This is a genomic window from Proteus penneri, assembly GCF_003144535.1.
GTDB classification, from domain to species: Bacteria; Pseudomonadota; Gammaproteobacteria; order Enterobacterales; family Enterobacteriaceae; genus Proteus; species Proteus penneri.
Window position 1 is genome coordinate 175565 of the sequence record NZ_PHFJ01000008.1, and the last position, 17685, is coordinate 193249.

Annotated in this window: 13 protein-coding genes; 6 read left to right on the forward strand and 7 right to left on the reverse strand. The window is 37.6% G+C overall.

All coding sequences use genetic code 11. The annotated features are described in order from the left end of the window. Positions 1-9 precede the first annotated feature (9 nt). The 3 genes from CUB63_RS11035 to CUB63_RS11045 all read right to left on the reverse strand — a co-directional run bounded on the left by CUB63_RS11035 (position 10) and on the right by CUB63_RS11045 (position 4077). Entirely contained in the window at positions 10-1239 is a 1230-nt protein-coding gene (locus CUB63_RS11035; protein WP_269669687.1) for an Orn/Lys/Arg decarboxylase N-terminal domain-containing protein, read from the reverse strand. A gap of 89 nt (positions 1240-1328) precedes the next feature. After that, positions 1329-2789, reverse strand: a complete 1461-nt coding sequence (locus CUB63_RS11040) for a basic amino acid/polyamine antiporter (RefSeq protein ID WP_006534477.1) — start codon at positions 2787-2789, stop codon at positions 1329-1331. Between the two features lie 502 nt (positions 2790-3291). After that, entirely contained in the window at positions 3292-4077 is a 786-nt protein-coding gene (locus CUB63_RS11045; RefSeq protein ID WP_109848029.1) for an AraC family transcriptional regulator, read from the reverse strand. A 447-nt stretch (positions 4078-4524) separates the two neighbouring features. Here CUB63_RS11045 and CUB63_RS11050 point away from each other — a divergent pair, with 447 nt between their 5' ends. From CUB63_RS11050 to CUB63_RS11060, 3 genes are read left to right on the forward strand one after another with little or no spacing between them, the layout of a single operon-like run. Next, entirely contained in the window at positions 4525-6945 is a 2421-nt protein-coding gene (locus tag CUB63_RS11050) for a DMSO/selenate family reductase complex A subunit (RefSeq protein ID WP_109848030.1), read from the forward strand. Then, positions 6942-7583, forward strand: a complete 642-nt coding sequence (locus tag CUB63_RS11055; RefSeq protein WP_109848031.1) for a DMSO/selenate family reductase complex B subunit — start codon at positions 6942-6944, stop codon at positions 7581-7583. Before CUB63_RS11050 ends, CUB63_RS11055 begins: the two co-directional genes overlap by 4 nt. Continuing rightward, entirely contained in the window at positions 7580-8479 is a 900-nt protein-coding gene (locus tag CUB63_RS11060) for a dimethyl sulfoxide reductase anchor subunit family protein (RefSeq protein ID WP_109848032.1), read from the forward strand. The genes CUB63_RS11055 and CUB63_RS11060 overlap by 4 nt, the downstream gene beginning before the upstream one ends. Before the next feature lie 129 nt (positions 8480-8608). On the opposite strand, the gene norR is transcribed toward CUB63_RS11060, so the two are convergent. After that, positions 8609-10120 carry a nitric oxide reductase transcriptional regulator NorR gene (gene norR / locus CUB63_RS11065; RefSeq protein WP_109848033.1) on the reverse strand — a complete coding sequence of 504 codons (1512 nt, stop codon included), beginning with the start codon at positions 10118-10120 and terminating at the stop codon, positions 8609-8611. 224 nt (positions 10121-10344) lie between these two features. Continuing rightward, positions 10345-12552, reverse strand: a complete 2208-nt coding sequence (locus CUB63_RS11070; protein WP_109848034.1) for an extracellular solute-binding protein — start codon at positions 12550-12552, stop codon at positions 10345-10347. A 345-nt stretch (positions 12553-12897) separates the two neighbouring features. Between CUB63_RS11070 and CUB63_RS11075 the strand changes: the two genes are divergently transcribed. From CUB63_RS11075 to CUB63_RS11085, 3 genes are read left to right on the forward strand one after another with little or no spacing between them, the layout of a single operon-like run. Next, positions 12898-13719 (forward strand): MBL fold metallo-hydrolase, encoded by an 822-nt coding sequence (locus CUB63_RS11075; protein WP_006534465.1) that lies wholly within the window; start codon positions 12898-12900, stop codon positions 13717-13719. A gap of 13 nt (positions 13720-13732) precedes the next feature. Further along, positions 13733-14980 (forward strand): MFS transporter, encoded by a 1248-nt coding sequence (locus tag CUB63_RS11080; RefSeq protein ID WP_109848035.1) that lies wholly within the window; start codon positions 13733-13735, stop codon positions 14978-14980. Positions 14981-15019: 39 nt separating this feature from the next. Beyond that, the gene (locus CUB63_RS11085; protein ID WP_109848036.1) at positions 15020-15733 is read left to right on the forward strand and encodes an MgtC/SapB family protein; all 714 of its coding nucleotides are present in this window, start codon (positions 15020-15022) and stop codon (positions 15731-15733) included. 48 nt (positions 15734-15781) lie between these two features. Here CUB63_RS11085 and CUB63_RS11090 read toward each other — a convergent pair whose 3' ends face one another. Both CUB63_RS11090 and CUB63_RS11095 read right to left on the reverse strand, forming a co-directional pair. Next, on the reverse strand, positions 15782-16498 hold the full coding sequence (locus tag CUB63_RS11090) for a hypothetical protein (RefSeq protein ID WP_109848037.1): 717 nt from the start codon (positions 16496-16498) through the stop codon (positions 15782-15784). Between the two features lie 179 nt (positions 16499-16677). Then, on the reverse strand, positions 16678-17568 hold the full coding sequence (locus CUB63_RS11095) for a dihydrodipicolinate synthase family protein (RefSeq protein WP_072064991.1): 891 nt from the start codon (positions 17566-17568) through the stop codon (positions 16678-16680). Between the last annotated feature and the right edge of the window lie 117 nt (positions 17569-17685).

Below are 17685 nucleotides of genomic sequence, written 5' to 3' on the forward strand. Positions count from 1 at the left end.
CATCGAAATTTAACGGCGCTCGTTCGCTTTTTTCACGTGGATCATTGATGCCATAGAGAGTGATGGCAACATTTTATGTGTTGATTGCACGGCAAAAAGGGTAGGACAATTAGGAATATCTTCAGATACATCCATCGCAAAACGATTTTTATATAAAGGATGGAAACGCGCATAAGCATACCATGCTTCATCAAAATGAATTCGAGGTACGCTGGTTGCTAAATTTTTCACCACATCATTTACGTTGTAACAAAAACCATCATAAGTACAGTTTGTCACAACAGCATAAGTCGGTTCAGGGCTGATAGCACCTTCGGCTAGCGGACTCTCTTTTATCAGTTTGCTAATACTGGCTTGTGTTAAGCGTTTGGTTGGGATCGGACCAATTAAACCGTAGCCATTTCGTGTAGGTTTTAAATAAACAGGACGTCCTTGTGAAAGTGTTAAGCCATGATTCAATGATTTATGGCAGTTTCTATCCACAACAACAATCTCGTCTGCCCCAATAGCGCCTTGTGCCACAATACGATTGGAACCGGATGAACCTGAAACACCATAAAATGTCCAATCAGCGCCAAATAGTTCTGCTGCTATTTCTTCTGATGTTTTTGAAGGCCCCGCATGAATAAGGTAATCCCCCATTTCAGCCGTTGCGACACCAATATCAGCACGCATCATATTTTCACCAAAGAAATTGATGAACTCAATACCAATAGGATGTTTCAAATAAGCCATACCGCCCATATGTCCTGGGCAATCCCAATAATAATCACCATCCTCAGTGAAATCTTTTAATGTTTTAAAATATGGAGGTAAAAGGCTCTCTGCATAGCGATGAATTAAAGTATAAATACGATTAGCTGTAAATGTTGCGGTTTCTGAATAGAGATAGATATATTCACTTACTTCTTTAAGAATATTAATAGAAACATTATCGGTAATATTCTCTTCAGACAGTAGAATAATAGGGGTCGTTGGATTTCTTTTTCTAAATAATGAAATAAAGGCTTCACTCTCTATATTCATTTTTGGATTGTTTTTATCCCAGAAAATACCTACCGCACTGTATTTAGGGCTCTCTTTTATATATTTAATCCCATGATCAATATTATCTGCAATTTGAGCGATAAAACCACGCTCTGTAATTGCATGTTTTAATGATCCTAATGCTTGTTTTGCAGGGCTATCTTCTTTTAGTCCCGCAGATGAGACAAATAATACATGATGATTAAACTTCATAGACACCTCCATAGGTATCAATATTGATTGATATTGCCATTATCTGATTCATTTCATTGAAAAAATTTCAATTAATAATTATGCAATAATTAAAATTCAATATAATTATTGAGATATAGAAAAATCGTCAATACGTCCAGTAAGATAATAAAAACAAATAAAATACGCTCTGTTGGATTAAATAGCGTCTTCTGCTCTTGATATCTCGACCAAATAAAAAGGGGAATACCTAATGTCAATAAAATAGGCACCATCGCTAAATATTTAATTTCACAAGCATAAAACATAAACAAGCAGAACATTAATCCAATAAATCCACTAATTAAAGCAGAAGCCTTACCTTTATTGGCATATTTTGAAAAGTCACCCGACAAACAAAGCTGTAATAAATAAGCTGATGTTGCCAAATAAGCAGGTAGAACCATTAATGCAGAAATAGCTAACATTGTTAGCCAAGCATCATTAGAAAAATAAGCAACAAAGACAACCAATTGCATAAATAGGCTACTCACCCACAGAGAGGTAGAGGCAGCGCCATTTTTATTTTTTACTGAAAATGCTTTAGGAAAAGTACCATTTTGAGCCGCAACCATAGGTATTTCAGCACAAATCATCGTCCAAGCTAGCCAACTGGTTAATACGGACACTAATACGCCGATATTAATTAACCACTCACCCCAATCGCCAACAACAGTTTTTAATATTCCAGCTGTTGATGGTGTTGGTATTATGCTTAATGCTTTTTGCGGTAAAACACCAAAAGGTAATACTGAAATAAAAATACAAATAATCAGTGAGACAATAAACCCTATCAATGTTGCTTTGCCCACATCTTTTTTATTGCGCGCTCGACCAGATAGCGCAACCGCACCTTCGACACCGATAAAACACCACAGAGCAACATCTAAAGGCGCTAAAATTTGTGCAGGAATAGGCCCTAAATTATCAGCTGAAATAGGTGCTGAATTTCCCCAAAAATTATTAGTTAGCTCTTCATAATTCAAGAAGTAAACCAGTATAAACACGAAAATACTTAAAGGAATTAACTTCGCAAACGTACCAATAATATTAATCGCACCCGCCAATTTCGTGCCGGATAAAACAAGGTAATTAAATCCCCAAATAAGAATAGAAGCACCGATAATAGAGGGAATATTATTTCCGCCTTTAAAATCACCAGGTAAGAAATAATTTAAGGTATCCATCACCATAATAGCAAAAGCAACATTGCTAAAAATGGTCATTAACCAATAACCCCAAGCAACAATAAAAGCAACAAAAGCACCAAATCCTTCACGAGCATACATATAAATACCTGATTGAAGATCAGGTCGAATATCTGAAAGCACCATAAAGATCCGGGCAATAAAATACATACCAAAACCGCAAATTAGCCAAGCAATAATGACTGGACCAATTTCAGATGTTGCTGCCATATTTTGCGGTAATCCATCAACTCCACTACCTATCATTGAGCTGATTACGATGGCAATCAACGCAAGTAGTCCTATCTTCTGGCCTGTATTATTATTTGAATTGCCTTTTGACATATTCTTAACCCTATTGTAACGACTTCTGTATTAACATGATGAGCTAATGAATGAGTATAGTAGAATATAAAAATCATACACTCCAAACTATTACGATAATTGTAACTTATTATGTCTAAATGAAAAAAACATGACTTAAATATTAATGGGTTTTAATATTTAATCACCTAAAGAAAATAAATAACAATAGATCCCTTTCAATAGATAAGAATCAAAAATTAAGTGTTTAAAATTTTATACATATAACAACCATCTTCATGAAAAGTAAAAAGATATATTTTTCATCATCAGATAATAATTATATTCATATAAAACGAACATTAAAAGTATTTGTTATTTTATATATATCAATCAACTAGTTAAATATAAATTTAGTATACTTTCCTTTTATTAAGATAGTAATAAATACGTAATTCACATATAAGGTAAATCTTAAAAAGAATTATTCTTTATTTAAAATATTGGAAAGAATCTTAAAAAGAATAGTAATTGAAATTAAATATTAAAAACGATCTAATTTCAGCCCATCCGCACTAAAATGAGAAGGCGATTGTCCCATCTGTTTTTTAAACATTGTCGAGAATGAGCCCGCGCTGTTATAACCTAAATCAAAGGCAACTTCAGTAATACCGCGCCCAGATAAAATTTGTGTTAATGAATTCAATAAACAGACTTGTTGTCGCCATTGTGAAAATGACATTCCTGTTTGTTTGCGGAAAAAACGGCTAAAAGAGCGCTCACTTTTATGTAATTTATCTGCCCACTGTTGCGGTAAAGAATCTATTTTTGGGTTACGAATAAAATCACGACATAATTGAGCTAATTTACTGTCTTGTGGAATAGGCGCAAAAAACGGTAACGGTTTTGCTTTTGCTAACTCACATAAGATTAACTGCATTAAAAGACCATCTCGCCCTTTTTTATCATATTCTGCAGGCACATCTACAGCTTCAAGCAGTAACTGGCGAAAAAGAGGAGAAACACTGACAACTTCACACTGTTTACTGTGCCGAGGTGCAGCTGAAGGCTCAATATAAAGGCTGCGAGTGCTTACATCTAACATACGCGTTTCATGCCCAGTCTGCGGAGGTATCCACACACCACAAGACGGTGGAATAATCCACTCACCATCATCTGTACTCACTTCAATTAAACCCGTAGCAGGGTATAAAAATTGCGCTCGACGATGTTGATGTGTTTCTAACAGCGTATTGGGCAAATAGTCTGTACCCAGCGCAATAACATCTCGGTCAAGTGAATCAACGCTTTTTAACGGTACATTTCTCACAGTCTAGGTTACCCTTTTTTTATTTTCGTCCTTTTTAATATAACAGTTCTCACGCACTCTACACACTGGCAAATAATGAGTTATATAATTAAAATCGCTATATGTTTTAATAAATAACGAAGATATTTTATGTGAAATTTCAACCTTCTTGATATCTATTAAATAAACTTCGTTAACAATCAAAAAACGCGCTTTTAACACCCTTAGTAAATAGGCTGAAATTCAAATGTCATTGTCTGGTTTTAGAATGTTGGCAAAAGATTAATCAACTACTATCCCTCTCGCAGAGGTTAATTCAAGCATTCTGCAATTATCTATGCATTCAATAATAATGCAGCGGATACCAGACATTCCCTTTATTCATAGCCTAGAAAAATCACGCACGTTCTTTATATCAAGTATCGGGTATATCGGGGTCCGCCTATTATGTTTAAGGTAGAGTTCATTATGAGCAATCAGTCCGATCACGATCATGATACAAAGAGCATTCTCAACGATGTTAGCCGCCGTCACTTTATTCAAGCGAGCTCAGCATTAGTCACCCTTCCTTTTCTCGCATCAAACTCCTTTGCTGCGACAACCGATAACGCTATCCCAGTAAAATCAATAACGACCGAAGAGGGTGAACGGGTTGTTTCAACTTGCAGTAGCTTTGACTGTGGCGGTAAATGTGATATTCGAGCCCACGTAAAGGATGGCAAAGTCACCCGTATTAGCACACGTCCCGATGCTGATCTAGATGAAGAGATGCCTATTATGCGTGCCTGCGTTCGAGGTCGCGGTTATCGAAAATTTGTCTATCATCCAGACCGTTTAAAATACCCAATGAAACGCGTTGGCAAACGTGGCGAAGGCAAATTTGAACGGATCACGTGGGAAGAAGCGACCACTCTTATTGCGCAAAATATGCAGCGTATTAACCAACAATATGGCCCCGCATCACGCTTTGTCAGCTTAAGTACAGGTGTGACTGGCGGTGTTTTCTCGGGTGCGAATATGTTACGTCGCCTGTTTAATATCACGGGGGGTTTTCTAGAAAACTATCACTCCGTTAGTAATGGAAATACCCTTGCAGTCACCCCTTATACTTACGGTACAGCTGCTAGTGGTAGCACACTTGATACATTAGAAAACACCCCTCTTGTGATTTTATGGGGCCATAACCCTAACGAAACGATTTTTGGTCACTCAAACCATTTCTTCCAAAAAATGAAGAAAAATGGCACTAAGTTTATTGTTGTTGATCCTCGTTATTCTGATACCGCCTCTTCTTTAGCTGATCAATGGATCCCATTATTACCAACAACGGATAACGCCATGATGGATGCGATGATGTATGTCATCGTCAGTGAGAACCTTCACGATCAAGCATTTATCGATAAATACACTATTGGCTTTGACGAACACCAAATGCCAGAAGGTGTAGGTAAAAATGAATCTTTAGTTGCCTATTTGATGGGTAAAAAAGATGGCATTAAGAAAACACCTGAATGGGCAGAACCTATCACTAAAGTGCCTGCTGATACTATCCGCCAATTAGCCCGTGAATATGCATCGACAAAACCGGCAGCATTGATGCAAGGTTGGGGGCCTCAGCGCCATATTTGTGGTGAACGGACGGCACGTGGTGCAACATTACTTGCAACGATCACTGGTAATGTGGGGGTTCGAGGTGGTTGGGCTGCCGGCTATGGTATGGCTTTAAACTCTGAATTGCGTAAAACCATCGCAGGGCCAAGCCTATTAACCAACCCAGTAAAAGCGAAAATTAATATCACCAACTGGGTGCAAGCGTGTGAAGACAAAAATTTAGTCACACCACAAAATGGGTTACTGAACGCCGAGAAACTTGATACTGAAATCAAGATGATTTTCTCAATGGCGGGTAACTACATGACGAACCAAAATACCGATATTCTTCATGCTGCTAAAGTCCTTGAAGATGAATCAAAGGTAGAATTTATCGTCTGTAGCGATCTGTATCTGACACCAAGTGCAAAATATGCCGATATTTTACTGCCTGAAACCAGCTTTTTAGAACGCTGGAACATCGGTGGTACATGGAGTTATGGCGACTACATTATTCTTTCTGAAAAAGTGATTGAACCTGAATTTGAACGTCGTACTGACTACGCTTGGTTACGTGAAGTTGCAGATAAATTAGGCGTTGGTGAACAATTTAGCGAAGGCAAAGAGACTGATCGCGATTGGATTGAATATTTAGTCGATGACGCCAGTGTGAAACGTCCTGAAGACGGCATTCCAACCTTTAAAGAGCTATTGGTTAAACGCCGTCATTTATTAAAACATCGTCCACATACTCAAAATGTGGCATTTGAGAAAAATATTCAAGATATCGAAAACAACCCATTCCCAACGCCGTCAGGCAAAATTGAGATTTTCTCTAAACGCTTATATGACATGAATAATGTCGATATTCCGGCGCTCTCTCATTACGTACCCGCTATTGAAGGCCCTGAAGATACGCTAACGGATAAATTCCCGTTACAACTTATCACATGGAAAGGGCGTAATCGCGCAAACTCAACGCAGTTTGCCAACCCTTGGTTACAAGAAGTACAACGCCAAGAACTCTGGTTAAACCCGTTAGATGCCCAAGATAGAAACATCAAAGAGGGCGAGAAAGTCAAAGTGTATAACGATCGTGGAGTAACGATGGTGCCCGCCAAATTAACACAACGAATTATGCCTGGCGTCGTGGCCTTGCAAGCAGGAGCTTGGTGGCAACCTGATGCAAAAGGCATAGATCAAGGTGGATGTGCCAATGTATTAACATCATCCCGTAGCACCGCAATGGCACACGGCAATGCTCACCAAACATTATTGGTCGAGGTAGCAAAAGTATGAGTCAATTTATCGTTTATCCCGCTGTGAGCAACAAACAGTTAGGATTTTATATCGACAGCGCTCGCTGTTCAGGTTGCAAAGCGTGTCAGGTTGCTTGTAAAGATAAAAACAACCTTGATGTCGGACGCAAATTTCGCCGTGTCTATGAAATCACTGGCGGGGGTTATACCCGTAATTCGAAAGGTGCGCTGATCAATAATGTCTTCGCTTACACCTTATCTATCTCTTGTAACCATTGTGACGATCCGATTTGTGTTAAAAACTGCCCAACAACAGCAATGCATAAGCGTAAAGGCGATGGCATTGTCATGGTAGATACCGACAAATGTGTCGGTTGTGGTGCTTGTGCGTGGTCTTGCCCTTATGGCGCGCCACAGATGAACCCAGAAACCAAACAGATGTCAAAATGCGATTTTTGTATCGATTTACAGCAAAAAGGTGAACAACCGGTTTGTGTCGCCACTTGTCCGCTAGGTGCAATCCAATTTGGCCCTATTGATGAACTGCGTGAACGCTATGGCGATTTAGATTATGTCACGGGTTTACCTTCCCCTGAAATAACACATCCCAACCTTGTTATTAACCCACATCAGGGTGCAAACAATGACGGAATTAATAATAAGGGAGAAAGAAAATGAATGAATGGTCATTATTAATCTTCACATTTATGATGAATGCGACCATTGGTCTTGCACTAACAACAGGGCTTTTTGCTCGTCGCCTTTCTCATTATCTCAATGCAGAAAGCTACTATCGCTTTATGCTGTTGACCTTATTTGTTATTTGTGGATTGGCAGGTTTAGGCTCTATCGCTTCAATAACTCACTTAGGTGTGCCATTAAATGCCCCTAATGCCATTAGAAATGTTTTTTCTGCTTGGTTAAGTCGTGAAGTCGCCGTCACTGCTATTTTTGTCGGTTGCCTAGGATTAACCTTTTTATGGCTCTGGCGCACTCGCAAACTCTCAATGCTGTTATTAAGTAGCAGTATTCTGATTGGGTTATTTGATATTTATTGTATGGCATCGATTTATCGCCATACCTCTATTTTGACATGGATGGACCCTAACACTTACATCATGTTCTTCGGCACGATGTTAACACTTGGTGCCGCTATTTTCTTTTTGCTGATCAAAGTATTACAACACGTAGGCAGTAAGTTAGGTATTGAAATACCACAAGACTCATTCCCAATACGCTGGAAATGGCAATTATGGGGAATAATGGCATTTAGCTTAATTGGCCGATTACTGTATCAACCTTTTTATGAGCGATATTTAACTAGCACACTCTATAGCCAAAAATCGGTGACATTCCCGTTATCACCTATTCAAGTGTATTACTCTATTGGCTCGCTACGGACTGCCTGTTGGATCTTAGCCACCTTTGCAGTATTAGCTTGTGGCTATAGTTTAGTGAAATTCCTAACCCCTAAAAATCAAGGTCAATCAACTGAGTCTATTTTTGCACTTGGCTGTGTTATCGCAATTATCGCTGACTTTATGTTGCGCTATGTTTTCTACTCAATTCACTAATTGCAATTGAGTATGGTTGTTTTAAGAAAGTATCAAAATTTATGAGCAGACTCTCTTAATTATTTAAGGTAATTTGGATCACGCACCCAGATTACCTTTTTTCGTTTAGGGCATTCCTTTTTAAAATTATTATTTTAGCCCTAAACGTTTTGTCAAACGACGTAAATTAGCCGGATCAAGCGATAATTCTCGTGCCGTTGCCGCCCAATTTTGGTTATTACGTAGTAATGCTTGTTTAATTAAATCTCGTTGAAACTCATCCGTAGCTTCTTTTAAATTTTTGTCCGCTGATGGTAATGATTGTGATATTGGATGAGTAAGATTTTCTGTGCCTAAATCAAAATGACTAACTTGTAAAATAAGACTGTCTGTCTTATTCCCTGCTCTCGCTAATACGATTGCTCGATGAATAGTATGTTCTAATTCACGCACATTACCCGGCCAAGAATAATGCAATAAATAAAGGCGTAATTCAGGACTAATAATCACTTGTGTAAGATTAAAACGCTGACGATATTGCTCGCAGAAATAACCCACTAATAGCAAAATATCGTCGTCTCTTTCTCGTAATGGCGGAACATGCACAGGAAAGATACTTAAACGATGGAAAAGATCGGCACGGAAATTTCCCGCCAAGACTTCTTCCCATAAATCACGATTTGTTGCTGCTATTACACGCACATTAACGCGTAAGTTACGATCATCACCAATACGTTGAATATCGCCATATTGTAAAACACGCAGTAATTTTGCTTGGAGTGATAATGATAACTCCCCAATTTCATCAAGAAATAAAGTGCCATTATCTGCCATTTCAAATTTACCACTACGATGGCTAATTGCTCCGGTAAAAGCCCCTTTTACATGCCCAAATAATTCACTTTCTGCCACACTCTCAGGAAGTGCGGCACAATTTAAATAGACTAACGGATTATCTGCACGATTAGACATTTCATGAATGGCTTTTACCACCAGATCTTTACCGGTTCCTGTTTCGCCATTCACTAAAATATTCATATCTGCGGATGCAACAATTTCTATCTCTTTTTTCAGTTGCATCATCGAAGGCGATAAACCAATAATTTCTGTTTTTACTGTGGGCTTAAACGTATTAGTTGGCATAAATAACATATTTTGATTTTCGAGTTGCTCAATCAATAACGCATTATTTAATGCACCAGAAGTTAAGGCCGCAATTAAACGAAGCTCTTCATCACTGAAAGTATCAAACTGATGAGGGTCCATTCCATCAAGTGTTAAAGTGCCAATTAAATCTTGTCCTGCAAATAACGGTAACCCCACACAAGCATGCACTTTTAAATGCTCTCTATCTGGAATAAGGCCATCATAAGGATCGGGCAAATCACTGTCTGCAGGAAAACGCACCACATCCCCTGCTCGCGCTATCGTTTCGAGACGAGGATGCCCTTCTAGTAAAAAACGACGCCCTAATACATCAGGCACGAGGCCATCTATGGCTAATGGGATAAACTGATGAGGCTCGTAGCGAAGCAACGCGGCAGCATCGCAATTTAGCACTTGCCGAAGTGTGGTCACCAGCCGCTGAAATCTATCTTGGTGACCAACATCTTTTTGTAATTCAATGGCAATTTTAGCCAACACATCAACAGAAAAACCCATAAAAACACCTCATAGTCATTATGATTGTTATTATGGTCATTTTGACATGACAAAGATAGTCATATTGACAATATATTAAATAACTATAAAAACAAAAATCATTTTAAAACAATAAGATATTGACCCTAATGTGTTTGTAAAAAGCGATAACGTCGCCAAAAGTGATAAAATGGAAAGTAAATGAATTGCTCGGTCAGAGCAATCATTAGAAAAATCAGTAAACCTTACCGTTCACCTTGTGTATCAATCAATAAACGCTGATTTATATACTCAATAGTCTCGTCTATCGTCATAATATTATTAACGACATTAGTAATACCTTGCCCAATAATAATTTCGGCTTGGCGTAAATTAAATAACTTACCATTAGGCACCGAAGATTCTCGTATTCCTTTATTAATTTCTTGATAAGCTAACGTCATCCATGGATAACGATGGCTAATTTCTTGATTATGGCTAAAATTTTTATGATTACTATTTCCACCTAATAAAATTAGGTGATCCATTACCATTGGGGAATAAAGCCAACGATAAAATTGCTCTGCATATTGTGATTTTTGGCTATAACGTGAAACCCCTAATACGCCACCGCCTAATTGTGGAATACTACCGGGTACAGGTGCAAAACCTGTTTTAGGTAAAATATTGCTATGTGCGACATCGTTAAATAAATTCATATAAGCGATCAGCATAGCAAGATGCCCTTGCTCAAATTGCCTAACCGACTCACTCCACCATTTATTATGAATATTCTCAGTGATCGACAACTGTTTTAAATATTCTTCTAATATTTCGCCGGCTAAAGGCATTTTTAATCTAGGAATATTATCGTTTCCTATTAAACACCCACCTTTGGCGTAATAACGTAATAGATACTCTGTTGCAATCAGCCCCGCACTACCTAATGTTGTTGAAGCCCCCATTGGCCGACTTAATTGCCCTTCTTCATGTTGTTCAGTAAAAAACTGCGTCACATTATCGTATTCTTCAAATGTTGTTGGTACGGTTAACTCATTACCTGTTTTCTCGTAATACATTCTTTTTAAGATAGGATCTTCAAACAAGTCTTTTCGATAAAACAGAAGTTGCGCACTGGCATCAAAAGGCATGGCATAAGCAACATTATTCACTAAACTAAATTTTTGCTGAGTAGGTAGTGAAAAATTATTTAATAAGTCCGTTAATCCATTACCAATCTTATCTAATGGCTGTAATATTCTTTCTGCAAACCAAGGAAAACAGGCCATATCAATACGCAATAAATCATAATAGGGATGCAAATGTAACTGACTTAAAATTTGATAAACTTCATCGTAAGGATGTATCGCTAAATTAACTTTAATCCCTGTTTGACGATAAAAATGAGGTAGCAACTTTTTTAATGCACTGGTTGAAGGGCTAGGTAAAATCAGTAAGTTAAGACTTATATTTACTTTATCCTCACTGATAACCGCGGGTGTTAAAGTATAAAGATGATCACTTTGATTACGCACACAAGTTACATTATTCTCGATAATCTTCTCATTCTCTTCATCTTGAATGAGTGCATCAATCACTTCTAACCCGAGTTGAGCATAATTCATAGGAAAGTAATATACCCCTTTTAATACAGGTGGAATATTGTCGCTCAATGCAAAAATAGGCGGGCAATCATTATGGCTACCAAAATAACTCGCTTGCGTTAAATAACGTGCCTTCTCTATATCTTGAGCAATAAAGATGTCTGGGATTTGCTCCAGAGAAAAGAAATCAAACGCAATTTTATAACTCTCTTCATCTGATGCACAAAGCACCACATTTTTTTTATTGGGAGCAGTCTCTAAAAGTCGATGTTGTAATTGATTGGCAAAGTTTTGATTATTTAAATAATCACTACTCCCCATAAAAATGCCCACTAATTTACCAGGGGTTTTTGCAACCTGTTGGCAAATAGCCTCTGCGGCTTGAGCAAAATCTAGCGTGAAAAATCGTTGAGTATTAAGTGGCTGGCGATAAACAAACGCAACTTGAGAGGGGGGTAATTTTAACGTGTCAAAATAGATATTTGCATCTTTGAGACAACTTACCGTGATCACTTGTTTATAACCACCCGCGGCAATTTTCTGTAATGCCTCTAATTCTGTGGTTTCCAGATCATCCGTTAAAAAAAGATCGTAAGTGACCTCAGGAAAGTGAGCAATAGATTGCCTTAAGGAATTAAAGAAAACCGCATATTTTTCAGAAACTAATTGAGGTAAAAGTATAGCTATTTTATGGCTTTTATTGGTTCTTAACAGTTGAGCTTGTGTATTTAACTGATAGCCCATTTGTTTGGCGGCTTGATACACAGCTTCAATTTTCTCAACACTCACATTCCCACGTTTATTCAATACGTTAGAAACCGTTCCATGAGAGACACCTGCTAGTTTTGCAATATCTTTAATCGTTGCCATTGACCTTTTTCCATCTCAATTTCTGCTTTCACTAGCATACCTGAATTATTTATCGCGACTACTGCTAATTGATTTGAACGTTCCATCTTTAATTTGTTTATAAAACAAGCGTTTGTTACTTATCAAAAATAAATAATTATCAATATCAATTAAAATATATATCAATATTAATCAATGTGATAAGAAATTTAATTTGAATAAGATCACTGATCTGATCTTCATTTATTGGCAAATGAATACCACCATTTTATTATTGGAACGTTCAAATCAACCTATAACTTATAGATAGCCAACACCAGATAATTAATAAAATCATAATAAAACAATAGGATAAGGGGATTTCTTATGAAACTTCATTTTTTAGGGACGGCTGCCTCAGAAGGCATACCCAATCCCTTCTGCCGTTGTGAACACTGTCTGAAAGCAAGAGAACTTGGTGGGAAAGATATCAGAACTCACTCTTCTGCCATTGTCGATGACATTATGTTAATCGACGTATCACCTACATTTAGTTACCAGTTAATGCGTGATGGGATGGATGCAACTAATTTTGAAAGCCTTCTATTCACTCACACGCATCCTGATCATTTCAATGTTGGCGATCTGTTTAGCCGAATGGAAGGTTATGGTTTTGAAATTAACCATCCCCTTCATATTTTTGGTAATGATCGCGCAATTAATGGTTGTATCGAAGTTTTACCTGGTTACAGCAAAGAGCGTTTTGCTTTTCACTGCTTAATTCCTTTTGTTACCGTCGAAAGAAACGGTTATAAAATTACGCCATTACTCGCTAATCATGCGAAATGGGAACTTTGCTATGTTTATCATATTGAGAAAGATGGCAAGGTTATTTTCTATGGCCATGATTCTGGTTGGTTCCCTGAATTAACATGGAAATGGTTAGAAAACAAGCCACTGGATATCGTTGTTTTTGAATGTACTTATGGACTCAATGGTAAAGATCGAACTGATAATCATATGAGCCTAGAAACCGTATTTGCAGCGAAAGAAAAACTGCAACAGCAAGGTTGTTTACATCAAGATACACAAATTGCTGTTTCGCATATTTCACATAGTGGCAAATTGCTTCACCACGAATTAGAAGCTGTTTGTGCTCCTCACAATATCCGCGTTGCCTATGACGGGTTAACGTTAGAAACAAATTAAGAGGAGAACGATGATGGATATGAAAATAACCTCTCGCTTACTGATTATGATGTTTGTGCAATATTTCATGCAAGGCGCATGGAATATGACCATGGGGCTAGTATTAAGTAGCTATGGTATGGCAAGCATTATTGGTAATGCCTACGCTTTATTAGGCGTCGCAACCATTATTTCCCCATTATTTATTGGTATGGTGGCTGACCGTTTCTTTGCTTCACAAAAAGTCATGGGCATCCTTCATTTAATTAATGCCGCTGTCATTATTTGTGTTCCTCAATTTATTGAAGCACAAAACAGTGGCATGACATTATTCTTAATTTTCATTATTGGATTATTGTTTTATCCAACAACTGCGCTTTCAAATAGTATTAGTTTCTCCCATATTAATGGCGTGAAATATTTCCCTATTATTCGTGTATTCGGTACGTTTGGTTTTATGGCTATCGGATTTATATTAGGTGAAATGGGCTTCTCTGGTAGTACGATGACTTGGTATATCGCTTCGGCTGTGGGGGTTTTACTCGGTTTCTACTGCTTTACTTTGCCTAATACGCCACCTAAAGCGAAAGGTAAGCCATTCTCTGCTCGTGATGTTTTATGTTTAGATGCACTTTCATTATTTAAAGATCGTTATTTCGCTATCTTAATGTTTAGTATCTTTATTTTAATGATCCCTAAAACAGCTTATTCCGCTTATATTCCGGTATTTATTAAAGCATTAGGTTTTAATAATGCGGCGTCTATTATGCAAATCGGTATAGCCTGTGAAGTGCTGTTTATGTTTGTGTTGTCATTCTTCTTAATGAAGTTTGGCTTCAAAATTACATTACTTTTAGGGGCTGTTAGCTGGATCATTCGCTCAATATTCTTCTCTTATGCAGCGGTAAATACAGAGTTTTATTTTATCGTTATCGGATTAATGTTACAGGGATTATGTTGGGACTTCTTCTTTACCGCTGGTGATATCTATGTTGACCGCAAAGCTAAACCTGAAATCCGCGCTCAAGCACAAGGTCTACGTTTTATTGTCTCTAATGGTTTCGGCTTATTATTTGCTTCCACTATTTGTGGTCAAATCTTTAATTCAACCGTAACAGAAACAGGTGATGCTGCATTACCACAGTGGTCAACATTCTGGATATACCCAGCTATCGTTGCCGCTGTTGTGACAATATTCTTTATCTTCTTCTTTAAAGATGATGTGAGTAAAAAGAAAAATAACGAAGATAAAAAAGTACAAGAAAGTATTGCAACACAATAGTCTTAAAATAAAGGAATGAGCCAACGTTAGGGGCAAACCATGGACGCATTAATTCAGTTTGTTGACAGCATTGGCCCTTTATCACTATCAAGTATCGCTAAATTATTGGCCGCCTTTATTTTGGGCGGCTTTATTGGCTTAGAGCGTGAATCAAAGGGAAAACCTGTCGGTTTTAAAACTTGTGTCATTATTGCCGTTGCCAGTTGTTTATTAACTATTGTTTCTATTCAATCTGCAGAATATTACGCCAATATCTCCGACAACATTCGTAGTGATCCAATGAGATTAGCAGCACAAATTATCAGTGGTGTCGGCTTTCTTGGGGCTGGTGTTATATTGCATCGACGTGATGATGCCATTCCAGGACTGACAACAGCCGCTATCGTATGGGCATCAGCGGGTGTTGGTATTGCTTGTGGCTCAGGTTTTTATTGGCATGCCATGATTGTGACGATTCTATTTTTTATGGCTATTCAACTTAGCCCACAAGTGGTGTTATTTCAGATGAAAAACCACCGTTTAGGTAAGATAAAAGTGCGAATGTTATTTACTCATGAAAGCGGTGTTCCTCTGTTAATTGAGTATTTAAAAAGCCACAAAGACGTGATTGAAAATCTCACTATTCGCGACATTAAAAAAGAGCGTGTTGAAGTGAATTTGAAACTGTTAGTGAGACAAAAAATTACTTTACCTGAATTTTATTGTTCATTAAAACAGCTTGAACATGTTCATTCTGTTTCGTTGGAGCATTAATATATTTAAAAGTAAAAAAGGCAAGAAAAGATAAATAACTATTTAATTTTAATAACACCTAAATGGCCATAACTGATTAAATTCCATCGTTAAACCTATCTGTACTTCAGTTGAAAGTGAACCCTTGCTCACTACAAATTTAGGGTGTCGAATAACGATAGGAGTATTAATCGCATTATATATTAATGATGATCGGTTTTGCTCTAATTCATCATAAAGCTTCTTCATTTCTGCTGATGACGTATTCTCTCTTAATCGCCCAAGCGTAATATGAATAATATTTTTATGAAGAGTGTTATCAATAGGGATCTGCTGATAAATCTGCTGCCTGAAGCGTGTTAATTCCTCGGAGATACCCGTTAATATCAAGCTACCATTGGATGTTAGGATAACGTTTTTAAATAAAATTTTGATACTTTTTATTTGATTAAAGATTTTTGCAATCTCATGACACCATGCCAATAATACAGGTCGTTGCAGTTTAAACTGTTCATTTTGTTGATTAAAAATCGTTAATAACGTGGAATGAAATTCTTGTGGCTGAGCAAATTCAATAAATGGAAATTTAAGCTTAAGCTGTTCACAATAAGCCATTAGCTTCTGGCTAAAGGGAATAAAGCTTTCTTCAATTTCAGGCTGACAAATTATTAATTGCCCAGCATTTAAGCTGACATCAATAATATCTTCATCATTAACTTGTCGTTGCCAAGCGTCACCTGTTGCCAATTTTTTGAGTGTTGCTTGTGTCAGGAATTCATATGCCATCCGCGCACCTTAATTAAGAATAAAATAATAACTCATACTTTGGTTTGAGTGACATTTAAAATCAAGCTTTAGAAAGAAGAATAAAAAAGTGGCTTTCTTCTGAAAGCCACAGTCACATCAAAGGGGGAGATGTTGAAAGATGGGTCTATCTACAAAGAACTCAATCAAAGTCAAATCGATTACAGAAAATTAGCCGCTTTAAACTTCGCGAGTGCATCAGCTTTTTGTTCTGCTGTCATTGGGCGTAACGGACGACGGGGATCACCCACATCAATGCCATGCAATTGCATTGCCACTTTTCCTGCTGCAACACCACCGTATTCGACTAATACACGAATAATCGCAATCACTTTATCCATGCAAGCAGTAACACCTTCATGATCACCAGTTTTAAATTTTTCAATAATTTCAAGATATAATGGCGCAGCATAATTATATGTACTGCCGACAGCGCTTAATGCACCACAAGCTAATCCTGCAGGAATAAATTCATCAACACCAAATGGAACATCGTACTTTCCGCCATCTACGCGTAAGCAACGCTGGAATTCATACATATCAGGAGAATTAAATTTCATACCAGATAAATTAGGTATTACTTTACCCGCTACTTGTAGGAATTTTTCCATATCAATACTTAAGCCTGACATGGTGGAGTGATAATAGTAAAAACCTTTAGATGGCGCGCTAGCAGCAGCCAAACGACAATATTCAACAAGATCATCAACATTGCCGGGTTTAAAGAAACAAGGGCCAATAACGGATGTTGCTTTAATATCTAAAGTTTCGGCATGGCGGGCAAGTTCTAGCGTATCAGCAATACTTAATGCACCGGTATGAATAATAAGATCAAGCTTGCCCTGACTTGCCTTAACCCAGCGTTCAGCCACTTTCTTACGTTCTTCAACAGAACAATGAATACCTTCGCCTGTTGTTCCTAATACGTAAGCACCTGTCACACCACTTGTAATCAGGTGTTTTGCTATCTCATCAATGACAGGATAATTAACGCTACCATCTGTTGCAAAAGGCGTATGAGGTGCGGCAATCAGTCCAGAGAGTTTGTTCATGATAACTTCCTTTGGAGGTTAATTTCTTTTGTATTAATCTTATGGAGCTTAACTCTATATTAGGGAGCAATACTTCAGAACGCAATAACGAAATGAGCATTAAAGGAAGAGAAAAAT

Bases quoted from the DNA above. Each gene is read 5' to 3' on its own strand.
- CUB63_RS11035 (WP_269669687.1), bottom strand. From the start codon at position 1,239: ATGAAGTTTAATCATCATGTATTATTTGTCTCATCTGCGGGACTAAAA.
- CUB63_RS11040 (WP_006534477.1), bottom strand. From the start codon at position 2,789: ATGTCAAAAGGCAATTCAAATAATAATACAGGCCAGAAGATAGGACTA.
- CUB63_RS11050 (WP_109848030.1), top strand. From the start codon at position 4,525: ATGAGCAATCAGTCCGATCACGATCATGATACAAAGAGCATTCTCAAC.
- CUB63_RS11055 (WP_109848031.1), top strand. From the start codon at position 6,942: ATGAGTCAATTTATCGTTTATCCCGCTGTGAGCAACAAACAGTTAGGA.
- CUB63_RS11060 (WP_109848032.1), top strand. From the start codon at position 7,580: ATGAATGAATGGTCATTATTAATCTTCACATTTATGATGAATGCGACC.
- norR (WP_109848033.1), bottom strand. From the start codon at position 10,120: ATGGGTTTTTCTGTTGATGTGTTGGCTAAAATTGCCATTGAATTACAA.
- CUB63_RS11070 (WP_109848034.1), bottom strand. From the start codon at position 12,552: ATGGCAACGATTAAAGATATTGCAAAACTAGCAGGTGTCTCTCATGGA.
- CUB63_RS11075 (WP_006534465.1), top strand. From the start codon at position 12,898: ATGAAACTTCATTTTTTAGGGACGGCTGCCTCAGAAGGCATACCCAAT.
- CUB63_RS11080 (WP_109848035.1), top strand. From the start codon at position 13,733: ATGGATATGAAAATAACCTCTCGCTTACTGATTATGATGTTTGTGCAA.
- CUB63_RS11085 (WP_109848036.1), top strand. From the start codon at position 15,020: ATGGACGCATTAATTCAGTTTGTTGACAGCATTGGCCCTTTATCACTA.
- CUB63_RS11090 (WP_109848037.1), bottom strand. From the start codon at position 16,498: ATGGCATATGAATTCCTGACACAAGCAACACTCAAAAAATTGGCAACA.
- CUB63_RS11095 (WP_072064991.1), bottom strand. From the start codon at position 17,568: ATGAACAAACTCTCTGGACTGATTGCCGCACCTCATACGCCTTTTGCA.